Genomic DNA, 20,807 nt, shown 5'->3' on the forward strand with positions numbered 1-20,807 from the left:
AGCTGATTGGCTCAACTCCACCCACATTTGCTTGTTCACGCCAAACGAAAACCGCTTAGGTGGTGAACATGGGCAAATTTAAGTCAAGGAATATTTTTATGACTCAAACAGTTACAGACAAAACAATCGTAAGTGCAGCGATTTACCCTCCCATCGGTGTAATGCGTGTTGGTAATAGTGAACAAGATTTTTTTATCGGCCCAGAGGTAAACGACCCACCCGCACGCACAGAGAACTTTTATCGTGATAGCAGTGGTGCACTAAAACGCCAAGCAGCGCGCTTTAGAGTCTATGGCTTAAACAGCCAAGGGCAAATCGTGCAAGAGCTAACAGCTGAAAATGCCACTATTACTTGGCATGCAAGGCTTGCCAATCAAAAAGCCTCTTGGTATGAATTTCAACTTGCTTTGGATATTCCTGAAGCGGCAAAAGCCAAACCCTCCTATCTTCGTAATAAAGAAACCGTTGATCGCAGCACTTTGCTAATTGATGGCGGCGAGCACCAGCTCTGCGGTATCAAACAAGATGGCAGTAATACTAAGTTTGTCGGCAAGTTTGAAGGTAAAAGTGTGTACTTAGGTGAAATGCGCACTGATGAACAGGGCCGCCTATTAATGCTTGGCGGACACGGTAAATCTGAGAACCTAAAAGGTGAGCCAGCAGTCACCTTTGGTAACAACGAAGGTTGGTACGATGATACGTCTGATGGCCCTATCAATGCGCAAGTTATGTTTAACGGCCAAGCACTGACTGTAAAACCTGCTTGGGTAGTCTGTGCGCCACCTGATTATGCGCCACAGCAAAAATCTGTGCGTACTATGTGGGACTTAATGCGCGATGTTGCTGTTACCGCGGGTATGCTACCAAAACCTGGTAAGCCATCGTTTACTCATGATATTTTGCCTATTTTCCAGCGTATGACCAACTTGCAGTGGGTAAATGCGGGATTTGCAGCAGGCTTTGGTTGGGACAGCCCATTTGATTTTACCAGTGAGCAGTGGATAACCAAGCTCGCTGATCCGTCACCCATTTGGCAAGAAAGACGTCGCACACTTTACCACAACTTTAGACGCTTGGACTGTGAGTTCTCAACAGCTGATGATCCGAGCAATACCACCTCTTGGAATCCAGAACCCAGCGCGTTGTCAGTGCAGCAATGGCCTTGGTTATACGGCGATGCCATGGGCGTTAACGCTAATTTGTCACCAAGACAGTTTGTATCGCTCACACGTATACAGCTAAACGCATTAGCACAATGGGTTGAAGGCGATTTTATTGCCGATTACAACCCTAACTACCTAGCGCCAAAAGAAATTACTGATGTACCAGTGCAAGAGCAGCCTGATATGCTCACCCGTGCTGCAATGGAGTTTTGCTTAGCCGATGCCTTTCACCCAGGCTGTGAAATGACCTGGCCAATGCGTACAGCCGGTATGTACAGTGAAGCATTTCGCTTACATCACGCTGACAACACAGCGCCCACGCACGGCATCAATTATGGTCCTGTGATGACACCGGAAATCACCCGACAACCTGATGGGCCTTTACTGAGCGGGCAAGTTGCCGGTGGTATTACGCGTTGGATGGCTATCCCTTGGCAAACAGATACCGCCAGTTGTCGAGATGGCTATAACGCAGCATATGACCCATATTTACCTACATTTTGGCCGGCACGTGTGCCAAACAATATGCTTAACCAAACAAACTACAGCATAGTGATAAATGAGAAAGAGCCTTTTGAAAAGCGCCAAGCCGCGTTCAATGAGCGGGAGTTCTGGTTAGATGATTTGCCTATTGGTCCGTCAAACGACTATGAAGCGCAGATTAATTCCATGATCACAGGGTTTGGTCAACTCGCTATTGTGCTTGAGCAGACGGAAAAGGGCGTTGTGGGCTTCCCTGAAACGATGCAAGTGGGTATGACACCACCAAGCAACGCGGAAGCTGCATCGTTCAAACAGTTAAAACGTACGCAATTTGACCAACACGATAACGCGCCGCATCGCCCTGATTTGAGCCGCACTGACAAAGCAAACAGATATAAGGACTAAAAACCATGCGCGCCGAGCACACACAAGTGGTGATTATTGGTGCCGGTATTGGGGGCTGCATTGCGGCCCTTGCACTGGCAAAGCATTACCGCGTAACGCTGATAGACAACCAAGCGCAGCCGCCAGAAAAGGTTGGCGAATGCTTGCCCCCAGCCGCTCGGCGCATTTTAAAACTACTTGAGATCGAATCACTACTTGATAAAGGGCCACATTTAATTAGCCAAGGCATGCTCTCGTATTGGGGCAGCTCACAGCCAACTGTGATGGATAACTTGCGCAATCCAGATGGTTTGGGTTGGCATTTAGACCGCCCCTACTTTGAGCGCCAACTACGCGCACAGGCACAATTGCAAGGCGTACAATGCCTGTGGCCTGCAGTGCTTAAGGGTTCAAAATATCATGATAATAAATGGCACCTAGAAATTGCAGATAACCAAAACGCACTTTTAAGTGCTAACATAGTCATTGATGCAACGGGAAGACACTGCGTGTTTGCACGCACGCAAAATGTTAAACGCAAACAGCTCGATAAATTAATGTCTATTTGGCTCACTGGGCAATTTAATGTCACCAAGAATATGGCGCTTATCAGCAGTACCGACAACGGCTGGTGGTATAGTGCACCACTGCCCTCTCGCTGCAACTCAACTAGCGAGTCAAAAGGCCAAAGCCGCGTGGTTTCGTGGCAACTAAACCCTGAGCATATACAAAAATCAAAGCATCAAGATTGCCAATGGTTTTTAGCGCAAGCCAAACGTGTTAACGGTTTTGGAACTTTGATAGAGCAACTGCTCCCTCACAGTGAACAGCTATATGGCATTGTGGCCGCTAATACCTCAAGGTTAGAACACTTTTGCGGCCAACAATGGTTTGCCATCGGCGATGCGGCCATGAGCTTTGACCCGCTCTCATCACAAGGCATGTTCAACGCCATGGCAAGCGCCATGCAACTGAGCGACTTGTTAATTGAAAATGGCCTTACAAGCCCCCTTACCGCTGCGCAATACCAGCAACAAATGGATAGTGTGTGGGCGCAATACTTACACCATAAGAATATGTATTACGCACAAGTAAGCTAGCTTAGCCAAATAATTCGAAAGATTAAGTAACCTGAGCTTAGGTTAAGTAGCCTTGCTTGCTTGCACTATCAAAAACTCTCCTTCTGGCGTTGCAAGCAGGTGCTTTTCAATGCTGGTAAACGCAAACTGCTCTAGCAGTTGTTTAATACCTGCAAAGGCTTTTAGATTGTTATTCACTTTAAGCGTACCGCCCGTTGGGGTGTGCATATCTTCACACAGCCAGATTTTTCCACCTGACTTTAAACTGTTAAATACCAGCTGCATTCCCAGCTCAGCGTCGCGCCAGTGGTGCAAAGAAAACGCCGCAATAACCAAGTCGATAGACTCGGCCATCACGTTTAGCGACTCCGCGCCAGCTTGCAAGAATTGAAGTTGCGCTTCGCTTAGCCCAGCTTGTTGTCGTCTGTTGTTTGCCAATTCAATCATTTGTGCGCTGGGGTCAAGGGCCAATACCGACACGCCGCGAGCGTAAGTAGCCAGGCACACGCTTAAAAAGCCGCCACCACAGCCAATCTCAACGATGTTGTTGCTATCAGATACGCCTGCAAGGCTTGGAATTTGCCGGTGAAAAGCTAACTCGCCCCACTGTTGATCGTACGCCAGCGCCTGCTCTTTACTCCAATGACTCATAATCTAAATTCTCGTTAATTGAACACCAGACTATTTTCACCTAACAGGAAAGCTTTATTCAGTGCTAATATTTGCTTTAAATCGGCTTATTTTTAGTATTTAGCATGACTCAATATGTAAACGTCAATGCGGGCTACCTCGAAGTAGATGAGCTAGACAATGAAGACCATCATGCGCATGAAGAATATGTAATTACCCTATTGCTATCTGGCTATGTCACTTTAAAAGGTGAAAGTGCAACGCAAATAAAACCAGGGACCCTCACATTGGTTCCTTCTGGCTTTCCTCATACCTTACGCAAAGGCAAAGCCATGTCGGTTCATTGGCTCAGTTTTGGTATTGCTAATGAGCAACAAGCCCAGCATGATGATTTGTTTTCTCCATTTAAACAAATAAGGCAAGGCGCCTTGCCAATTGCCCAAGTGAGCCAATCAAGGCTGCCTTACCTCATTACATTATTTGAAGAAATCCAGCGAGCCTGCTCTGCTGAAAAGCCATACGTTGTGCTAGCGAGCTTAATTAACCTGATTATCAGCGAAGCTGCCAGTGCATCTAGTATTAGCGAAGTCTACGTCGGCCATGAAACCAAAATCAGTAAAGCGATGCAGTTTATTGAGCGCCGTTGCTGCGATGGCATTAGCCTAAAAGATGTTGCTCAAGCTGTGCACGTAAGTCCAGCTCATTTAACAACCAAAATGAAAGCATCCACTGGCTTTACTGTGGGGCAATGGATCTCAAAACACCGTCTAAAAGTGGCCATAAATCGACTCGAAACCACAGACGATTCCATAGAGCACATTGCCCAAAAGATAGGCTTTAGCGACGTTACCCATTTTATTCGGCAATTTAAAAAAGCTTACCGCATCACCCCCGCCACATGGCGCAGACAACATATTACAAACACAGAAAAGCCATAGCTTGGAAAAGCCGATGCTGCTTTATAAAAGCAAAGCAACGAAATACGCTGAAGACGCAACTTGTTTGACGCTATGTATAATGACTTTAACTTAAGTAGCTCACAAACATATTCAGTTTCGTGAAAAAGAGCAGACTTTAAATTTTTAACAAAGCGCGATGGCATTGAGAATGTATATGTTTTCGCCTAATCTTCAATTTAAAAACGTATTACGCTAAAGGAATAACAATGTTAAATTTAATTGCAATGCGTTGTTTTTGTTCTTCGTTTAACAATTACATAGCTAGCCTTGCGCACTATTTCATGACACTAACTTTGCTTACTCTCTTCCTTTGTATGGCAAATATTCACTCAGCCAATGCTTACGATAAGGGGCAATTAGAAATAAATGAAGCAACCTTAAACAAACTACAGATTGACCCCACTAAGTTAAGTGGCCTAAACGTCCCACCAAATGTTTTTGATAAAAACAACGCGATAAACCGTTCAGCTTTTGAACGGCATTTTACTCAACCTTATGCAACTGGATTATCTGAAGCTAACACCGAACTATTCAAACAGTTAACCGTTTCAGAGCTGAATCAATCACTCTTAGAGCAAACGGCACAAAAAGAGCTGTATTTAAAAACGTTATCTTCCAACCCTTTTTTAAAGAAGTTTTCAAATCACCAGATATTCAAAGTTGTTGGCGACTCACCCAATTTGATTGAAGATTTAAGAGGCATAGCTGATATCGAACGATTCATACCTGAAAAATATGAGGGCGCTGAGAGGCTTAAGGTCGCCTATACATGGAAACGTCTCAAAGATATATGCCCTACATGCGCCGTGGTTCAAGGATTTGATGATAACCCAACCATCTTACCCGCTACCCAAGTCAATTTTTCAGGCAAGTACTCTTCTGGTGTCTCCTTTAACGCGAGTAGTTCCAGTGACAAGGACGAGTGTATCACTCCCTCTTGGCTGTCTCTAGAAAGCACACAGCTAAAGCAAATTGCAAAAAAATACGCGTTAGATTTCGACCCAAAAGAATGTTTTAAAGACGATATAAAGCAGTTACTAAAAAAACTAAATGAAAAGGAATTATGATGAAGATTAGGCTTGTTTACTTTATTTTGTTATTTATATCACCTCTTTACACCTACGCTGAAAGTAGTGAAGACTTATCACCAGCAGAGTACTTTGCCTCGCAAGAGCTGCTAAGAGATAAACTTTTAATGCAAAAACAGATTGATGAAATCAATCGTCATGAAAAATTTGAACAAGAAAAAGTCACTGCATCAATTGAAAAAATGAGACACAGAACCAGCGTGTTTTACTTTCAGTTCATCCAAACCATATTCATTTTCTTCATGGTTATGATACTTGTGCTAGGAGGGTTTTATCTTGCCTTCTTGCAATTTAAGTTGGACCGCGAAATAGCGCTCAAATCGCTTGAACGGACACAGAGTTCCGACACATCACCCGATAGTGTGCACACTAAGGAGGAACAAAAGCAGAGCAATTCCGTTGAAATTTCAATGAAAGGGATAAAATTAAACTCTTCTGTGATTGGTCTCATCATTTTAGCTATGTCTTTTGCATTTTTTTATTTATATATAAAAGACGTCTACACAATTGAACTTTTTAAAGAGCCGAAAATGTCTGAAACCTCAACAACTAATGAAAAGAATCCAAATTAATCGGCTAATATCTTTGCGCAGATATAGGCATGGTCCATCGTTAAAGTAAGCTTGATACTTTTACACTGGCTGAAATCAGGAGCAAAGCATCGGGAGCCATCCTAAAGTTATCCCGATAACTCGGCTTATCTAGGACGATTATTACCTATGTCGTGCCTACAGCCCTTTAATTGAAAAACGATACGTCAATTGCATGACTCCTTAAATAGACACTAAACCAACATGCCAAATATGAAAAATCTACTCATACAATTTAGTCGCTTTGTGATGTTAAAGATTCTGTCGATACTGCTGCAATCTTGACACCAAAACTGGCAATACTAGGCAATGTGGCATTGTGATGCGCGCGAATTTGCTCACCCGACAAATGCGGTTTGTTTTGAGTAGTGTGAGCATCTGATATCAAATCAACTGAGTAACCCAAACCTGCAGCGCGCCGTGTGGTTGTATCTACACAGAACTCTGTGGCGTAGCCACAAATATACAAGTGTTCAATACTTAGCTCTTGTAGCAACGACTCCAAGTTGGTACGTAAAAACGCATCTGGCGTTGTTTTGCGAATAAAATGGTCTTTACTTTCAACACGCAGTGATGACTGTAATTGCCAACCTTCGCTGCCATATTCGATGGGTGTACCAACTTGTTCATGCTGGATAAAAATGACCGGGATATTTTTTTGATGCGCCCAATCTGTGATTGTATTAATGCGAGTCAAAACCTCATTTCTTTCAAATGGTTGAGGTATTGGGTCGAACAAAATACTTTGTACATCAATAACAAGAACTGCTGATCTCATAAAATTTCCTTTTCAAAAGGCTAACGCCCGCTTTATACCTTGCACCAGAAACACAAAATTTACCTGAACCGAGAACATCATGCGCTCTGGAGCGCTATTAAACTGTTAGGTTTGTAGCTCCATTAAGTGCTCTACACCGGAGCTTTGCACAACCTTGAAACCCAACTGCAAATACAACTGCTTCGCTGGGTTGGTATTGATAACACTTAATCCAACTTTAGATTTGGTTGCACCAGCTTTGGCAATAAGGTCACGAATTAGCTTACTACCAATTTTTAAACCTTGATACTGTGTAGAAATCTGAATTTGAACCAAATGCCAATAGTTAAGTTCTTCGGCATAGGTCGCTTTGAATAAGCCAATAGGCTTTTCGTCCAATTCAACGATTTGTGCGTTCGCAAACTCAAAGCGTATTCGCTTTTCGTACTCGTCAGCGCACGTAGGCATGCCTACTTCTTCTAAGTATTGCCTCATCGTTTTATCACGCAGCGACAGCAAAAATGGCATATCTGCTTCACTTGCCCGTCTAAGGGAAATATCCACGCTTCCTCCTACAGAGTATTGCCATGATCTCGCGCTAAGTTTCTACACATAAATATCCAAATACAATTGCCGCAAATATTACCATGTGCACTTTCTCTTTGTCCTCAAAAAGAAAACAAACTTAATAAGGCAAAATGAGGAGCCATTAAAATAACACCATTAAGTAACATAAAATTCACACTGAATACTTTATACCTTCAATTAACACTGTGATCCTACTGCCCTTTTTTACTTACCAAGGAAACACTATGAAGTATGCGTTATTCGTCGCGGGCGTCACCGCAGCGGCTGTATTTGGCTCTCACCCTGTACAGGCTCACTCTTTTCACGTTACCCCATACTTGCAAACGGCCTCTGCAAATAGCATGTGGATCAGCTGGGAAACCAGTGGCGGTGATGAGTCGATTGTGCTTTGGGGCACCACGCCGGAGCTTGGCCAACAAACATCTGGGCAAAGCAAAACAGGTAACTTGCTAAGTCGACTGCATGAAGTACAGCTGACGGGCCTATTTGCCGATACAGTTTATTATTATCGCGTTAAAACAGGCGATGCACTTAGTGACATATTTAGCTTTAGAACGCCACCACTGCCCGCACAAGAAAAAAGCTCACGCATTTTAGCTATGAGCGATATGCAGCAAGACTTAGCCAACCCCAATAAATTTCGTGATGTGATCAACAAAGGCGTGATCCCATACGTAGAAAACGCGCTGGGTATGAGTTTGCACGATGGCATTAATATGACTTTGATCCCCGGGGATCTGGTCGACAATGGCAACCATTACGACAGCTGGCGTAATACCTTTTTTGGCCCAATTGCACCGCTTGCGCGTCACGTGCCTACATACCCTGCACCTGGTAACCACGAAAACGACACCAATTACTTTTTTAACTATTTTAATTTGCCTAAAAATGGCTCGCCCAATTACCTAGAACACTGGTGGTATCAAGATCATTCAAATATTCGTGTTGTGTCGCTTGATACCAACACCGCATATCGTATTGATGAGCAGCTACAGTGGCTCGATACGGTATTAATGCAAACATGTAATAACAGCGACATCGATTTTGTGTTTGCACAAATGCACCATCCACATAAATCAGAAATGTGGTTAGCAGGTGAAACCGACTACAGCGGCAAAATAGTATCAAGGCTTGAGCAGTTCTCAAGCGCTTGCAACAAGCCAAGTATTCACTTTTTTGGTCATACTCATGCCTATTCAAGAGGCACTAGCCGTGACCATAAACATGCTATGGTTAACGTTGCCTCTGCAGGAGGTAACTTAGATTATTTTGGCGAATATGCACAAGCCGACTACACCGAGTTTGCGGTTAGCCAAGATGAATATGGTTTTGTGATGGTTGATGTGCAAGCAGGAGATGACCCTTATTTTGAAATTAAACGTATTTCCTTGGGCGATGAAAATACGCCCCTTAACAATGTGCAGCGCGACAGCTTAAAAGTAAAACTCAACAACACCTCACCTTATACGCCAGAAGTGCTTTGGCCACACGCGGGCAACATCTCATCAAGTTGTAACTTAGCCAGTGCAACGCTATTTGCCGATGCCGATTTAGACTTGTTTGGCGCCGCACATTGGCAAGTGAGTACACAATGTAACGACTTTTCAGCCCCAGTATTTGATTATTGGTACCAACATCAAAATATTTGGAATGAGCAAGATACCCGAGCCAACAAAGCTCCTAATCAAACTTTATTGAAAAACCTACAAGCGAACCAAAACTATTGTGTGCGAGTTAGAATGCGCGACCGCGCACTTGCTTGGAGTCAATGGTCTACACCCGTTGCTTTTGCAACCACAGGCGCTGTGCCATTGAGTGACAACCTGCTAAGCAACGCAGGTGCCGAGCAAGGAATTGAACACTGGCAAGGCAGTGGTCCAATCGAGAGTTTAAGCAGCGGTCAATGTGATGCGGTGCCTGCGCAAAATGGTAGCCATTTATTTGCCATCGGTGGTGTATGTGCCAATGAGCAAGCATATGGCAGTGCGTTTCAGCGCGTAGATGTAACCGATTATGCCGCATTGATCGAGCAAGGAGGTTTAAAGGCACACTTAAGTGGCTACATGCGTAACTTTAATGGCAGCGATATTCCAACCATACATATTGAATTTAAAGACGCCCAGCTTAATACTCTGGCAAAAAGTGATACGCTGTCTGGCGCAAATTCTACGTGGCAAATGTTTGCCAATAGTGCCGTTATACCGCCTCAAACACGCTACATCGACTTTGTGCTCACGGGCACTCGTAAAGGTGGCACCGACAACGACAGTTACTTTGATTCACTGAGTTTAAAAATTGAAACGCAAGTAGCTAGTTGCCCAAGCATCAGCGATAGAGGCCCAACAGGCGCGCCGATTGAACATATCACTCAAGACCAAACCGCAACCACAAACTTATTGCAAAACCCCGATGCCGAAGCTGGTATTAACGGCTGGAGTGGTAATGGCCCAATTGAAGCACTAACTGATAAGCAATGTGGCTCTGTGCCGCCATTTGAAGGACAAAAGTTCTTCGCCGTCGGCGGCGTATGCCAAGGTGAAACGGCGTTAACGAGTGTCTCTCAAAGAGTCAATGTGCAAAATATTACTCACCTCAACGAAGGAAATGTCACCGTTAACTTTGGTGGTATGCTGCGTAATTTCAGTGGCAACGACACCCCTTCGATTAAATTGTCGTTGTTTGATGTAACAGGGGCGCTTATCAAAAGTAGCGATAACCTAACGCATCAAAGTGCGCAATGGCTGGGTGTAAATGGCCAACTCACTTTGCCTGCAAACACTGCATTTATTGATTTTGTTTTAACAGGCAAGCGCAATCATGGCACCGATAACGACAGCTATTTTGATGCACTTTTCTTAACAATAGATAAATAATTTCACAGTTAACCAAACACATGGCAGCACCGCTGCCATGTATATTTTGTTGGCACCAAACTTGAATGGATCAATATTATTTGCGAAATTAGCGAAGATAACGCGGTAAAAAGTTGTCGATTTCATTGCATGTTTTACAATTGTATAAGTAGTACAGAAGTATTAGCTTCTTGAGGAGCACAATGATCAACGCTGAACAGATGTCCGCTGTACTGGCGGCGTTACCAGACCCTGTTTTTTTACTCTCAAGAAGTGGTAAATACGTGGCTATTTATGGTGGCAAAGACGAACGTTACTATCACGATGGTAGCAATTTAATCGGCAAATCAATCCACGACTTAATCGAAGCAGAAAAAGCCAACTGGTTTATTGATACCATTGCACGTGCATTAGAGTCCCAAGCACTCCTTATCGAAGAATACGAACTGAGCAACAAAGATGTAAAAGGTCTACCAGATGAAGGGCCTTCGGAACCCATTTGGTTTGAAGCACGCATCACACCTTTAGACTTTAAGATAGACGGCGAAGATGTGGTGCTGTGGGTTGCCAGCAATATATCTCAGCGTCATAAATTGGAATCACAGTTGCGAAAACAAAGCGATACTGATTTGCTAACCGGACTATTTAACCGCCGACGGCTAGAGCGTGAGTTAAACTACCATTTTAGCGCCTTTAAACGCCATGGTTATTGTGTATCAATTCTCATGTTTGATCTTGACCATTTAAAAGCACTCAATGACACCTTAGGTCACCATGCAGGCGACCAAGCTATTTGCAAAGTTGCCCAAACCTGCAAAAAAACACTTCGGCAAACCGACATTGCCTGTCGTTTTGGCGGTGACGAATTTGTAGTGATCTTACCGCACATCAAACATCAACAAGCAACACAAACCGCGCAACGTTTGCGAGAAGCAGTTGAAGAGGCGTTTTCAGGTTCAAGTAACGCATCACACAGTCCCATAACCATCAGTGTGGGAGTAACCGAAATATTGACTTCAGATATGTCTTATTCGCAAGCGCTTAAACGCGCTGACGCGGCCATGTACGAAGCGAAACACAAAGGGCGTAATATTGTCGTCACACAGTGAGTAACATGCAGCCTAGATGAAACGTAAAAATATTGAGTCATTTGTTGCATAATCCCAATAAATGAAATGAAACCCAGCCGCTATCAAAATTAAATTTTTCTCTGCTTCATTAGCTTAACGGCATTTCACAAAGTGATAACAACGCCATTTTTTTTGCTGCTCTAAACTTAAGGTAAGCGGTAGCAATAACTAGGTGGACTTATGAAAAAGTACTTAATATGGCTTGGATCATTAAGTGTTTTATTAGTCTCTGTAACGGGAGGGCTGATCCTGTGGTCGCAACTGGCTGAAGATGAGTTTGCCTATCGACAAGTGCAAACCATTGCCCCTAGAACAGATAACTCACTACTTGATTTTTATCCACATATTTCCAAAGTACAACGCCCAGAAGAGACCTTTTCATTTCCCATAGACATTGGCCAAATTGGCCCAACACACAGCCTGTATTCAGGCCCAAATCAATATCCATTCTTTTGCATGACGCTCGATTCAGGGCTTGGGCAGCCTCAATTAGATAACCAATTGGGCCATGGCGTTGCCGTGTATGATCAAGATAATAAGGTGATCGGGTACAGCAAAGACTGTGGCGTAAAGACCAAGCTTGAATATTACACCATCGACAATAATCTTGACCCCAAACCACTGACCCTTAGCCAAGCGAAAACCTTCTCAGGTCCCCTATTCAGAGTTGAAAGAGGCTCAATAAATCGCTTTATCTATACATTGGTCATGCCCATATCTAATCAAGAAGTTGGCGATAGAAAAGCGCAATCACAATGGAATAAACGACTTATTTATCAGTTTAATGGTGGCTCAGGAATTGGCTATAGACAGGGTCGCCAAAATGCTTGGAAAGTGATGCAAAGACAAGCAAACCAGCTACTTGATGGGTATGCAGTGATAAGCTCAAGTGGCAATAAAACCAGCTACACCTATAACATGCTGCTGGCAGAAGACACCGCACGGCGGGTGAAAAAGCAGTTTACTAGTTTATATGGTGAACCACTTTATACGGTAGGCATTGGTGGCTCAGGGGGTGGCTTAGCCCAGTATCTTATCGCACAAAATAGTACGGGTATTTTAGATGGCCTTATTCCGCTATACAGTTACCCCGATATGATCACACAAACCACTTATGCCTTAGATTGTGACTTGCTCAATAACTATTTCACATTCAGAGCAGACAACCGCAAAGCATGGCGAGATTGGGAGCGGCGAAGACTCATCGAAGGCATGAATGCCATCAACGACTTCCCGCAACGCGCAGGTTTTTTGCAACCACTCAATCAGCTGATGGCTGGATTTGTGCCATCATTTCCTGATGGCAACAGTGAGTGTATCAATGGCTATTTTGGACTCTCCGCTTTTATCAATAACCCTAAACAAGGGTTTTTAAGACAGTTTTTTGCAAAACCCGTCGTGGAGCAAACTAATTGGAGTTACTGGCAAGATATGCAGCATGTGTTTGGTACAGATGAACAAGGCTTTGGCCGCAGCACATGGGATAACGTGGGAGTGCAATACGGCTTAAATGCGCTTATTGATGGCAAAATCACCTTTGATGAATTTATTGACATCAACACCCATATCGGCGCTTGGAAAGCGCAAAAAGAGATGCATCAAGAGCATATAGTTACCCCCTTTGGCACGCAGATCCCGCTTTGGTTATCTTTATGGGGCAGCGATAACATTACCGAGACAGAGCAATCAGCGGCGCCAAGGCACCATGGAGATTTACAAGCGATGGAGGCGGCTTATCGCTCTGGACAAGTATTTATCGGTAAAGTCGATTTGCCCATTATCGACGCTCGTCACTACCTAGAAAACGAATTAGATATGCATCATATGTCTGCTTCATTCTACAGCCGTTTGCGCATCAATAAAGCCAATGGTCATAGTAACAACCATGTTATTTGGGTAGCCCATAAAGATCATGACCCAACCTCACAAGCGTTTGCGATGATGGATCAATGGCTGTTAAACATCAAAGATCGCTCCCCTATGGGAATACAAGCCGCTAAACCTTCCCGCTTAAAAGATACTTGCTTTAACGAAGATGGCAGTGTCTATGCAGCAGGGGAGAATGTATTTGATGGTCAATGGAATAACAAACCAGAGGGCGCATGTCAGTCACGTTTTCCGATGTACAGCACCAGCCGAATTGAAGCGGGCGCCCCTTGGGCTGGCGATTTATTCAAATGCGCTTTAATGGACGTCGACACGGCCGTGCAACAAGGTCTTTATGGAGATAAAGTAGCACCCGACGATATTGCTGCTTTAAAACGCATATTTCCACACGGCGTATGTGATTACAGCAAACCCGATGTGGGCCGACCAACTAATATTTAATTATTTGAAGTTAGTTGTTATTTACTGTATTTTTCGGGTTCAGTTTACTGCTTGGAGTTTTTATGGAACCATTATTTTCGTACGGAACACTGCAACAAACGCAAGTACAGTTGGATACCTTCGGCCGTGAGTTAGACGGTTATAAAGACACACTGATAGGCTATACCCTTGGAGAAGTAACCATTACAGATCCTAAAGTTATTGCCAGCAGTGGTAAAAGCGTACACCCAATTTTAGTACACACAGGTTCTTCTACAGACCGTGTTGACGGTACGGTATTTTTACTTACCGACGATGAACTAACCCAAGCCGATAACTATGAAGTAGATGAATATGTGCGCGTACAAGCACATCTTGTTTCAGGTAAAAGGTGTTGGATTTACGCCGCTGGTAAATAATGACAAAAACTGAAAAGCGCCTAGAAAAACAACTGATAGAGCTGCTTACCCAAGCCTGCGAGCAGCTCAAAGACGATATTTCACACTTTTTATATCTCAGCCATCGTGCATCGTTAAAAAAACTACAGCAAACTTTGATTGTAGAGCTGTTTTGTAGCCAAACCTTAACAGCCAGTGAGCTGGCTATCGCCTCCTCAACTCTCAATGTTTATTTGGCCAAGCTAAGTTGCACAATTAAACCCTCCAATATCAAAGTCACACTGTTACCTTAACAAAAAGTTTAACACCTGTAATAAGTTGTTAAAGTTTGTATTCTGGCATTTCAAACGCTGTGTACCTAAAGTATGATCCGCTCATTTTATAAACTCCTGTAAGGAAGTTGGATATGCCCCAGTTAAAAATGAGCGCAATTGCACTGTGCTGCCTACTTGCCAGTGCCTGCACTTCAGATACAAACTCAGACTTAATTAAAACAGAAGCTATTTGGTCAGACGTATTGGTTAAATCAGATGGCAATGGCGCTAAGGTTATTGCTGAGCTTAATGTGAGCAAAAGAAATGGCAACAACATTAATCTGGTGAACGGCGATACCTTATCAGTAACTGCCACAAATGCTGCTATTTCAGCAGATATGACCAAGAATATGACTAAGGACGACAAGCTTTTTGATATCGATTACCGAGCAGAGTTTCCTTACCATCAAGCCGACACTCAATATGAAATAAGACTTTACCGTGCTAAAGACAAAGTAACGCTCAGCAGCATGGTAAAACTCCCAGAGCCTGTATCTATCCTTGCACCACAGCAAGGGCAGACTTTCTCAGAAGACGAGATTTTAGAGCTGCACTGGGCAAAAGCAACCAAGATTAGAGACGCACAATCACTTAAGATTGTGTTAGACAGTACCTGTAAAAATGGCAACAAAGAAATCAAATCTTCTTATATATACAGCGATGTAGAAGATGATGGCATGCTAGGCATAGACTTTGAAACCACAAAACTATTTAAACAAGAGGGACTTACCAAAAACTTTACTTGTAAAGTATCGTTTAGCTTTGAACGTAAACGCTATGGCACTGTTGATAGCCGATACGCATCAGGCAGCAGAACATATGCAATACAAACCAAGGTGTTAGATAGCATTAACGTGATTTTAAACTAACAATAGCAAAATTCTCGGCGGCAAATAGCTTGCCGCCCATAGATTAATAAGTAATACCCAGAGTGACCCATACTCAGCACTCTTCGTACTAAAAGGATTTGTAATATGACTCGATTTGCAACCGTTAGCCTGTGCTGCGCACTTTTGTGTGCGTGCTCTTCAGAAACAACTAATTCTAATTTGATTAAAACCAAGGCCATTTGGTCGGATATTTATGTAACCTCAAACGGCCAAGACAGCCGCGTAATTGCCGAACTTAACGTAAGCAGCAAAAATGGTAACAACCTCAACTTAGTGGCAGGTGATAAGTTAACCGTTACCGCAACCCAGTATACTGTCGTTAACGGCACAGATGCAGTAGAAAGTGTTATCACTAAAGATATGCATAAAGACATCGATATCTTCGACATTGATTACCGCGCAACCTTGCCCTTTAACCAAGAAGATACCAAGTATGAGATACAGTTTTACCGTGCCGATGATAAAGAAACACTCACAAGTACTGTGACGCTGCCACAACCTATGGTGATCACAAGCCCCCAACAAGGGCAAGTATTCCCAGTAGATGAAGTATTAGAGCTCAGCTGGGAGCAAGCAGCGGTATTAAAAGGGCATCAGCCATTGCATATTTACCTAGAAAGTAGCTGTAAAAATGGTAGTAAAGAGATCACCAATACATATGTATTTAACGATGTAGAAGACAATGGTCAAAAGAATATTGATTTCAACAGCATCAATATTTTTAAAAACGACGAGCTCAATAGCAACTTTACTTGCAAAGTTAAATTTGAGTTTGAACGCAGACGCTATGGAACGGCCGACAGCAAATATGCAGCGGGCAGCAGAGCATATGCTAAAACCCATGCAACACTTGAAAATATCCAAATCACCCTAAAATAACCTTACGCTTTATAGAAGTGTCACTCGTTTAACAAGGTGAGGTTCTGAAACAAGTTCAGAATGACGAAACAAGTTCAGAATGACGAAACAAGTTCAGAATGACGAAATAAAGTTAGAGTGACGAAATAAGTTCACAATGACAAGAGTCATTAGGAAGATAACGGCGCCCAACCAGCTGTCGTCTTCCTAACCAAGGTCAGGAACTCTTACACTCCACTCATTGTCTTCCTGACGAAGGTCAGGATCACCATAACGAATAGCACTAACACTTTCCACTTGCCGTCCCAAAATTTAATAAAAAAATAATTTAAGTTCCCTAAACTGTAACCGATAAGGTAGGCTATAATCTGATGTTAATGGCAAGTACACGGAAGAGCGAAATTACTTGTCTTAAAAAACAATAATTAAAATTCAAATGTAACTAGGACGTTAATTCAAAGGAACTAGTTACAATAATAATGATTGGAATAATCTAGCTATGTCGCTCACTCAGTTTTCAGATGCATTTATCTCAAGCAGCTTTAACTCTGAACACTACGAACTGCTTCACAAAATAGGCGAAGGTGGTTTTGGTAAGGTTTTTAAAGCAAAACACAAAAACACCAACCAATTGGTGGCAATAAAATTTCTCGCCATCGAACCGCACTGCGAAGAACAAAAAAAGCAACGCTATATTGAACGCTTTAAACGCGAAACAGAACTTAGCAGCCAGCTACAACACCCACACATTGTGCGCTTGCTTGATAGAGGTCAGGTTAACGACAGTATTCTTTACGGTGTATTTGAGTATGTTGAAGGTGTAACCCTTCGCGAATACCTGACCACTGAACATGCTTTAGACTCTGTTACAGCGACCGATGTGATGCTGCAAGTACTTGATGCGCTTATTCATGCACACAGTAAAGGCATAATACATCGCGATATAAAGCCCGCTAACATTATGCTCAGCAAAATGGGCGCTAAAACCTACGCAAAAATTTTGGACTTTGGTATTGGTACGCTGGCTCATGATACCCGCGCACTCGACTATCACACCCTCACATTAACCCAAGAGACTTTGGGCACCCCATCGTACAGTGCCCCTGAACAACTGCGCGGCGAACCGGCATCAGCTAAGTCTGATCTTTATGTATGGGGCTTAGTGTATTTAGAGTGCTTAACAGGCTTACCGGCGGTGACGGGTAACAGCATTGCGTCGATTTATCATAAACAATTGAGCGATGTACACATTCCTATCCCTAGTGCATTACTGGGCCACCCAATTGCAGAGTTGCTACGTCGAGTATTACATAAAAATGCCACCGAGCGCGTGGTAACCGGCGCTGAAGTGTACTCAGAGCTTTCGACCATTAATGTATCAAACCTTGTCGGCGTACTTGCTGACGCCAGTGCCAGACATGGCTTTGATGATACCACCGTGATGATCCGCGATGACGATCCTAATCATCGTGCAATTGCTGACTACACCGCGCTCACCGAACGTAAACAGCTGACCGTGTTAGCAGTTAGGTTAAGCGTTAAAGCGTTGAACAATAATGAGAAAGACTATGACGTAATTGATACGGTTTATAAGTCTCAACGTAACCACCTCATTGATATTGCCACCCGTTATGGCGCGTATCATGTGGGTAACTTAGCGGATACCTGTTTATTTTATTTTGGTTACCCGATTGCCAGTGATAATGACACGCGCTTGTGCGCACGTACTGCCCTTGAAATGGTTGGCGAATTAACCAAACGTAATGCACTGATGCAAGAGGCACACGGTGTTGCTATCAATGCCCATGTGGGTATTCACACAGGTGTGTTTATTACTTATGCCAACGCAGTGCCTGAAGGGCACAACGCCAACATTGCGATTGCACTGTCTCGTGAGGCAGGTGAAAAGCAGATATTATGCACCTTTGAATCGCGTTCGATTTTAGATGCTTATTCTGAGTTCAAAACCTACGGGCAAGTTCAGCTTGGGCCGATTTTTGAACCCGTTACCATTTTTAATCTGATGGGTGAGCGCCGTGTTGAAGCCTTTGGCTTTATGCGGGGCACTCGAAATCACCATGAACTCATTGGCCGCCACGCGGAGCTTGAACAAACGCTGTCTATTTTTAACGCGCACAATGAGCAAACGCGCATGGCCCATATTCATGGTGAAGCGGGCATTGGTAAATCGCGCTTGTTGCAAGAAATAAGAGCCAATGCCCCACAATATCAGCACTTGGTAGCGCAATGTTTACCTGAGCACCAAAACAATGCGCTCTACCCTATTTTAACTTTGATTAGATACCTTTATAACACACCAAATTTAGACGTTGATTCGGCATCTACACTCTTTAGCAAACTACTTGAAACGCAAAATAGTGAGCTCAACATTGTGCAAACCTTGCCAATTTTATTGGTGTGGCTAAACATTGATTTAGGCGATAAGTTACAGCCTTCAGCGCTTGCCCCTGATGCCCAAAAGGAGCTGCTGTTTGAAAGCCTAAGCGCATTGCTACTTTCGAGCCAATATAATCTTAACGATTTTAAATTATATATTGTTGAAGATATACACTGGGCAGACAGCTCTACGTTAGAGTTTTTGCATCATTTTGCGCAAAAACTCACTCAGGGCCATGTGCTACTGAGTACTTCTCGTCAAAATATACCAAGTCAGCTACACGACTTAACGCTGCTTGACATCAACCTGAAAAAGCTCACAGAGCAAGCCACCGAAGACTTTATTGTTAAGCTATTTGATGGTCGCAATGTTGCCCGTAATGTACTTGATGTTTTAGTGAGCCGCACCGATGGGATTCCACTGTTTATAGAAGAGCTAGTCGGCATGCTAAAACAAAAAGGGCTCGTTGCTGACAGCGCTAACAATATCGACTTTGTAAACCCAGACAAACTCGACCAAGTGCCCACCAGCTTACGCGAGTCGCTACAACAAAAGCTCGACAGCCTGCAATTTGCCAAAGAAACCGCCCAGCTCGCCGCCACCATCGGCCGTGAATTTGAATACGACCTACTGGTCGCCGCTTCACCGTTAAGCGAAAACCAAATTCAAAACGACTTAAAAGAACTGATGGAAAACGACTTAATCATTCACCAACGCCGAGTTGATAACGACAGTTATATCTTTAAACACGCACTGGTCAGAGATGCGGCGTATGAGAGTATGGACAATAAATTAAGAGTCAACATGCACATAACTATTGCTGATGTGCTTGGAAATCTACCACCCAATTATGATCTCACATTACAAAAAGCCAGACATTTATTAAATGGTGAGCTTGTGCCTGAAGCGTTTTTTGAACTAGTAATACTAGGAGAAGGAAATTTAGCGATTGGATTGTATCCTAGGGCTGAGCTAGCATTTGATCATGCTGAATCAGTAGCTGAACAATATCAAGATATCAAAATACCTGAGCAACATTTACTAAGCCTAGAATTAGGCTTAGCAAATTTATGTTTAGCAACTAAAGGTTATGGAGCTAAAGAAGTACAGAAACGTTATTTAAAAGCTAGGGAGCTAGCTCAAAATAGCGACAATATGCCTGAATTAGCTCGGACGTTATGGGGGATTGGTGTTTTTTATATGGTTACAGGTGACTTTCAGGAGAGTATAAATACAGCAAAGCAGGCTATCCATAACCTAGAAAAAATTGAAACCGTTGATTGTATTGCTTTAAACGCTTTAATTGCAGGCTCAAAACTTTGGCTTGGAGATTATTGTTCTGCAGAAGCTATATACCAAAGTTCATATAAACAATTTAACAAAGCAGACGATTCCAAATTCAATAACAAGTACTCGTACAATATTGGTGTAGCTGAAATTAGCTACTATGCATTGTGCTGTATGGCACAGGGTAATAGCGAAAAAGCACTATCCCTCTCTTCAGAAGCGATAACAATTGCAAAAGAAATATCCAACCCTTTTTCTATATCACATGCGCTAGCTCGCGGAGCTTTGCTCCAAATACTAAATAATGACTTTGAACAAGCCTTGTGTTTGGCTAACGAGGGCCTTTCTGTTGCCGAAGAAAGTAATGTTTATCTTTGGGGCATCGTTGCAAAAATAATCCAACAATATAGCCTAGTTTGCCTAGGAGCTGTATCAGATACGATTGAAATGGAATTAGCAATTGAGAAATATCAGCTGTCCGGTGCTTTGGCGAACCTGCCCCTATATTACTTTTTACTATCAAAGGCTTACTCAAAGGTAAGTGAGCAAGAGAAATCCGTATATTACCGAAATAGAGCTTCAGAACTCAGTAGACAAACTGGAGAAGTTTTTATGTTGGAACACAATTCAGCAACTAACGAATGGATTTAAC

The 20,807-nt window shown here is 43.1% G+C and carries 16 protein-coding genes; 13 read left to right on the plus strand and 3 right to left on the minus strand.

All coding sequences use genetic code 11. From position 1 onward, the window contains the following. Window positions 1-98 precede the first annotated feature (98 nt). Both HC733_RS11205 and HC733_RS11210 read left to right on the plus strand, forming a co-directional pair. Complete coding sequence (locus tag HC733_RS11205) at window positions 99-2,051, plus strand: LodA/GoxA family CTQ-dependent oxidase (RefSeq protein ID WP_190365137.1); 1,953 nt, start codon at window positions 99-101, stop codon at window positions 2,049-2,051. Window positions 2,052-2,056: 5 nt separating this feature from the next. Continuing rightward, complete coding sequence (locus HC733_RS11210) at window positions 2,057-3,130, plus strand: NAD(P)/FAD-dependent oxidoreductase (RefSeq protein WP_190365138.1); 1,074 nt, start codon at window positions 2,057-2,059, stop codon at window positions 3,128-3,130. Between the two features lie 42 nt (window positions 3,131-3,172). Here the strand turns inward: HC733_RS11210 and HC733_RS11215 are convergent, their stop codons facing one another. After that, a complete protein-coding gene (locus HC733_RS11215; protein WP_190365139.1) occupies window positions 3,173-3,760 on the minus strand; it encodes a class I SAM-dependent methyltransferase in 588 nt (195 codons plus the stop codon). 104 nt (window positions 3,761-3,864) lie between these two features. Here HC733_RS11215 and HC733_RS11220 point away from each other — a divergent pair, with 104 nt between their 5' ends. The 3 genes from HC733_RS11220 (at window position 3,865) to HC733_RS11230 (ending at window position 6,358) form a co-directional block, all read left to right on the plus strand. Next, window positions 3,865-4,677 (plus strand): AraC family transcriptional regulator, encoded by an 813-nt coding sequence (locus HC733_RS11220; RefSeq protein ID WP_190365140.1) that lies wholly within the window; start codon window positions 3,865-3,867, stop codon window positions 4,675-4,677. A 227-nt stretch (window positions 4,678-4,904) separates the two neighbouring features. Next, window positions 4,905-5,765, plus strand: a complete 861-nt coding sequence (locus HC733_RS11225) for a hypothetical protein (protein WP_190365141.1) — start codon at window positions 4,905-4,907, stop codon at window positions 5,763-5,765. Further along, a complete protein-coding gene (locus HC733_RS11230) occupies window positions 5,762-6,358 on the plus strand; it encodes a hypothetical protein (RefSeq protein ID WP_190365142.1) in 597 nt (198 codons plus the stop codon). The genes HC733_RS11225 and HC733_RS11230 overlap by 4 nt, the downstream gene beginning before the upstream one ends. Before the next feature lie 253 nt (window positions 6,359-6,611). On the opposite strand, the gene HC733_RS11235 is transcribed toward HC733_RS11230, so the two are convergent. Further along, window positions 6,612-7,154, minus strand: coding sequence for a cysteine hydrolase family protein (locus tag HC733_RS11235; protein ID WP_190365143.1), 543 nt, complete (start codon window positions 7,152-7,154; stop codon window positions 6,612-6,614). 105 nt (window positions 7,155-7,259) lie between these two features. Beyond that, window positions 7,260-7,697 (minus strand): GNAT family N-acetyltransferase, encoded by a 438-nt coding sequence (locus tag HC733_RS11240; protein ID WP_190365144.1) that lies wholly within the window; start codon window positions 7,695-7,697, stop codon window positions 7,260-7,262. A gap of 248 nt (window positions 7,698-7,945) precedes the next feature. Between HC733_RS11240 and HC733_RS11245 the strand changes: the two genes are divergently transcribed. The 8 genes from HC733_RS11245 to HC733_RS11280 all read left to right on the plus strand — a co-directional run bounded on the left by HC733_RS11245 (window position 7,946) and on the right by HC733_RS11280 (window position 20,806). Further along, a complete protein-coding gene (locus HC733_RS11245) occupies window positions 7,946-10,594 on the plus strand; it encodes a fibronectin type III domain-containing protein (protein WP_190365145.1) in 2,649 nt (882 codons plus the stop codon). Window positions 10,595-10,776: 182 nt separating this feature from the next. Next, a complete protein-coding gene (locus tag HC733_RS11250; protein WP_190365146.1) occupies window positions 10,777-11,682 on the plus strand; it encodes a GGDEF domain-containing protein in 906 nt (301 codons plus the stop codon). Window positions 11,683-11,883: 201 nt separating this feature from the next. After that, window positions 11,884-14,031 carry a DUF6351 family protein gene (locus HC733_RS11255; RefSeq protein WP_190365147.1) on the plus strand — a complete coding sequence of 716 codons (2,148 nt, stop codon included), beginning with the start codon at window positions 11,884-11,886 and terminating at the stop codon, window positions 14,029-14,031. Between the two features lie 62 nt (window positions 14,032-14,093). After that, window positions 14,094-14,429: a gamma-glutamylcyclotransferase family protein gene (locus HC733_RS11260; RefSeq protein WP_190365148.1), complete on the plus strand. Its 336-nt coding sequence runs from the start codon at window positions 14,094-14,096 to the stop codon at window positions 14,427-14,429. Then, the gene (locus HC733_RS11265) at window positions 14,429-14,701 is read left to right on the plus strand and encodes a hypothetical protein (RefSeq protein ID WP_190365149.1); all 273 of its coding nucleotides are present in this window, start codon (window positions 14,429-14,431) and stop codon (window positions 14,699-14,701) included. The genes HC733_RS11260 and HC733_RS11265 overlap by 1 nt, the downstream gene beginning before the upstream one ends. 113 nt (window positions 14,702-14,814) lie before the next feature. Further along, complete coding sequence (locus HC733_RS11270; protein WP_190365150.1) at window positions 14,815-15,591, plus strand: hypothetical protein; 777 nt, start codon at window positions 14,815-14,817, stop codon at window positions 15,589-15,591. 105 nt (window positions 15,592-15,696) lie between these two features. Further along, the gene (locus HC733_RS11275; protein ID WP_190365151.1) at window positions 15,697-16,491 is read left to right on the plus strand and encodes a hypothetical protein; all 795 of its coding nucleotides are present in this window, start codon (window positions 15,697-15,699) and stop codon (window positions 16,489-16,491) included. A 478-nt stretch (window positions 16,492-16,969) separates the two neighbouring features. Continuing rightward, window positions 16,970-20,806: a TOMM system kinase/cyclase fusion protein gene (locus tag HC733_RS11280; protein ID WP_190365152.1), complete on the plus strand. Its 3,837-nt coding sequence runs from the start codon at window positions 16,970-16,972 to the stop codon at window positions 20,804-20,806. The last annotated feature ends 1 nt before the right edge of the window (window position 20,807 follow it).

The sequence above is a fragment of the Pseudoalteromonas sp. S16_S37 genome (genome assembly GCF_014694405.1).
In the GTDB taxonomy this organism is placed as follows: Bacteria; Pseudomonadota; Gammaproteobacteria; order Enterobacterales; family Alteromonadaceae; genus Pseudoalteromonas.

What these genes read in the sequence shown, in the direction of transcription:
- HC733_RS11275 (WP_190365151.1), top strand. Translation starts at nt 15,697, where the DNA reads ATGACTCGATTTGCAACCGTTAGCCTGTGCTGCGCACTTTTGTGTGCG.
- HC733_RS11230 (WP_190365142.1), top strand. Translation starts at nt 5,762, where the DNA reads ATGATGAAGATTAGGCTTGTTTACTTTATTTTGTTATTTATATCACCT.
- HC733_RS11205 (WP_190365137.1), top strand. Translation starts at nt 99, where the DNA reads ATGACTCAAACAGTTACAGACAAAACAATCGTAAGTGCAGCGATTTAC.
- HC733_RS11215 (WP_190365139.1), bottom strand. Translation starts at nt 3,760, where the DNA reads ATGAGTCATTGGAGTAAAGAGCAGGCGCTGGCGTACGATCAACAGTGG.
- HC733_RS11260 (WP_190365148.1), top strand. Translation starts at nt 14,094, where the DNA reads ATGGAACCATTATTTTCGTACGGAACACTGCAACAAACGCAAGTACAG.
- HC733_RS11220 (WP_190365140.1), top strand. Translation starts at nt 3,865, where the DNA reads ATGACTCAATATGTAAACGTCAATGCGGGCTACCTCGAAGTAGATGAG.
- HC733_RS11255 (WP_190365147.1), top strand. Translation starts at nt 11,884, where the DNA reads ATGAAAAAGTACTTAATATGGCTTGGATCATTAAGTGTTTTATTAGTC.
- HC733_RS11270 (WP_190365150.1), top strand. Translation starts at nt 14,815, where the DNA reads ATGCCCCAGTTAAAAATGAGCGCAATTGCACTGTGCTGCCTACTTGCC.
- HC733_RS11225 (WP_190365141.1), top strand. Translation starts at nt 4,905, where the DNA reads ATGTTAAATTTAATTGCAATGCGTTGTTTTTGTTCTTCGTTTAACAAT.
- HC733_RS11265 (WP_190365149.1), top strand. Translation starts at nt 14,429, where the DNA reads ATGACAAAAACTGAAAAGCGCCTAGAAAAACAACTGATAGAGCTGCTT.
- HC733_RS11245 (WP_190365145.1), top strand. Translation starts at nt 7,946, where the DNA reads ATGAAGTATGCGTTATTCGTCGCGGGCGTCACCGCAGCGGCTGTATTT.
- HC733_RS11280 (WP_190365152.1), top strand. Translation starts at nt 16,970, where the DNA reads ATGTCGCTCACTCAGTTTTCAGATGCATTTATCTCAAGCAGCTTTAAC.
- HC733_RS11250 (WP_190365146.1), top strand. Translation starts at nt 10,777, where the DNA reads ATGATCAACGCTGAACAGATGTCCGCTGTACTGGCGGCGTTACCAGAC.
- HC733_RS11210 (WP_190365138.1), top strand. Translation starts at nt 2,057, where the DNA reads ATGCGCGCCGAGCACACACAAGTGGTGATTATTGGTGCCGGTATTGGG.
- HC733_RS11235 (WP_190365143.1), bottom strand. Translation starts at nt 7,154, where the DNA reads ATGAGATCAGCAGTTCTTGTTATTGATGTACAAAGTATTTTGTTCGAC.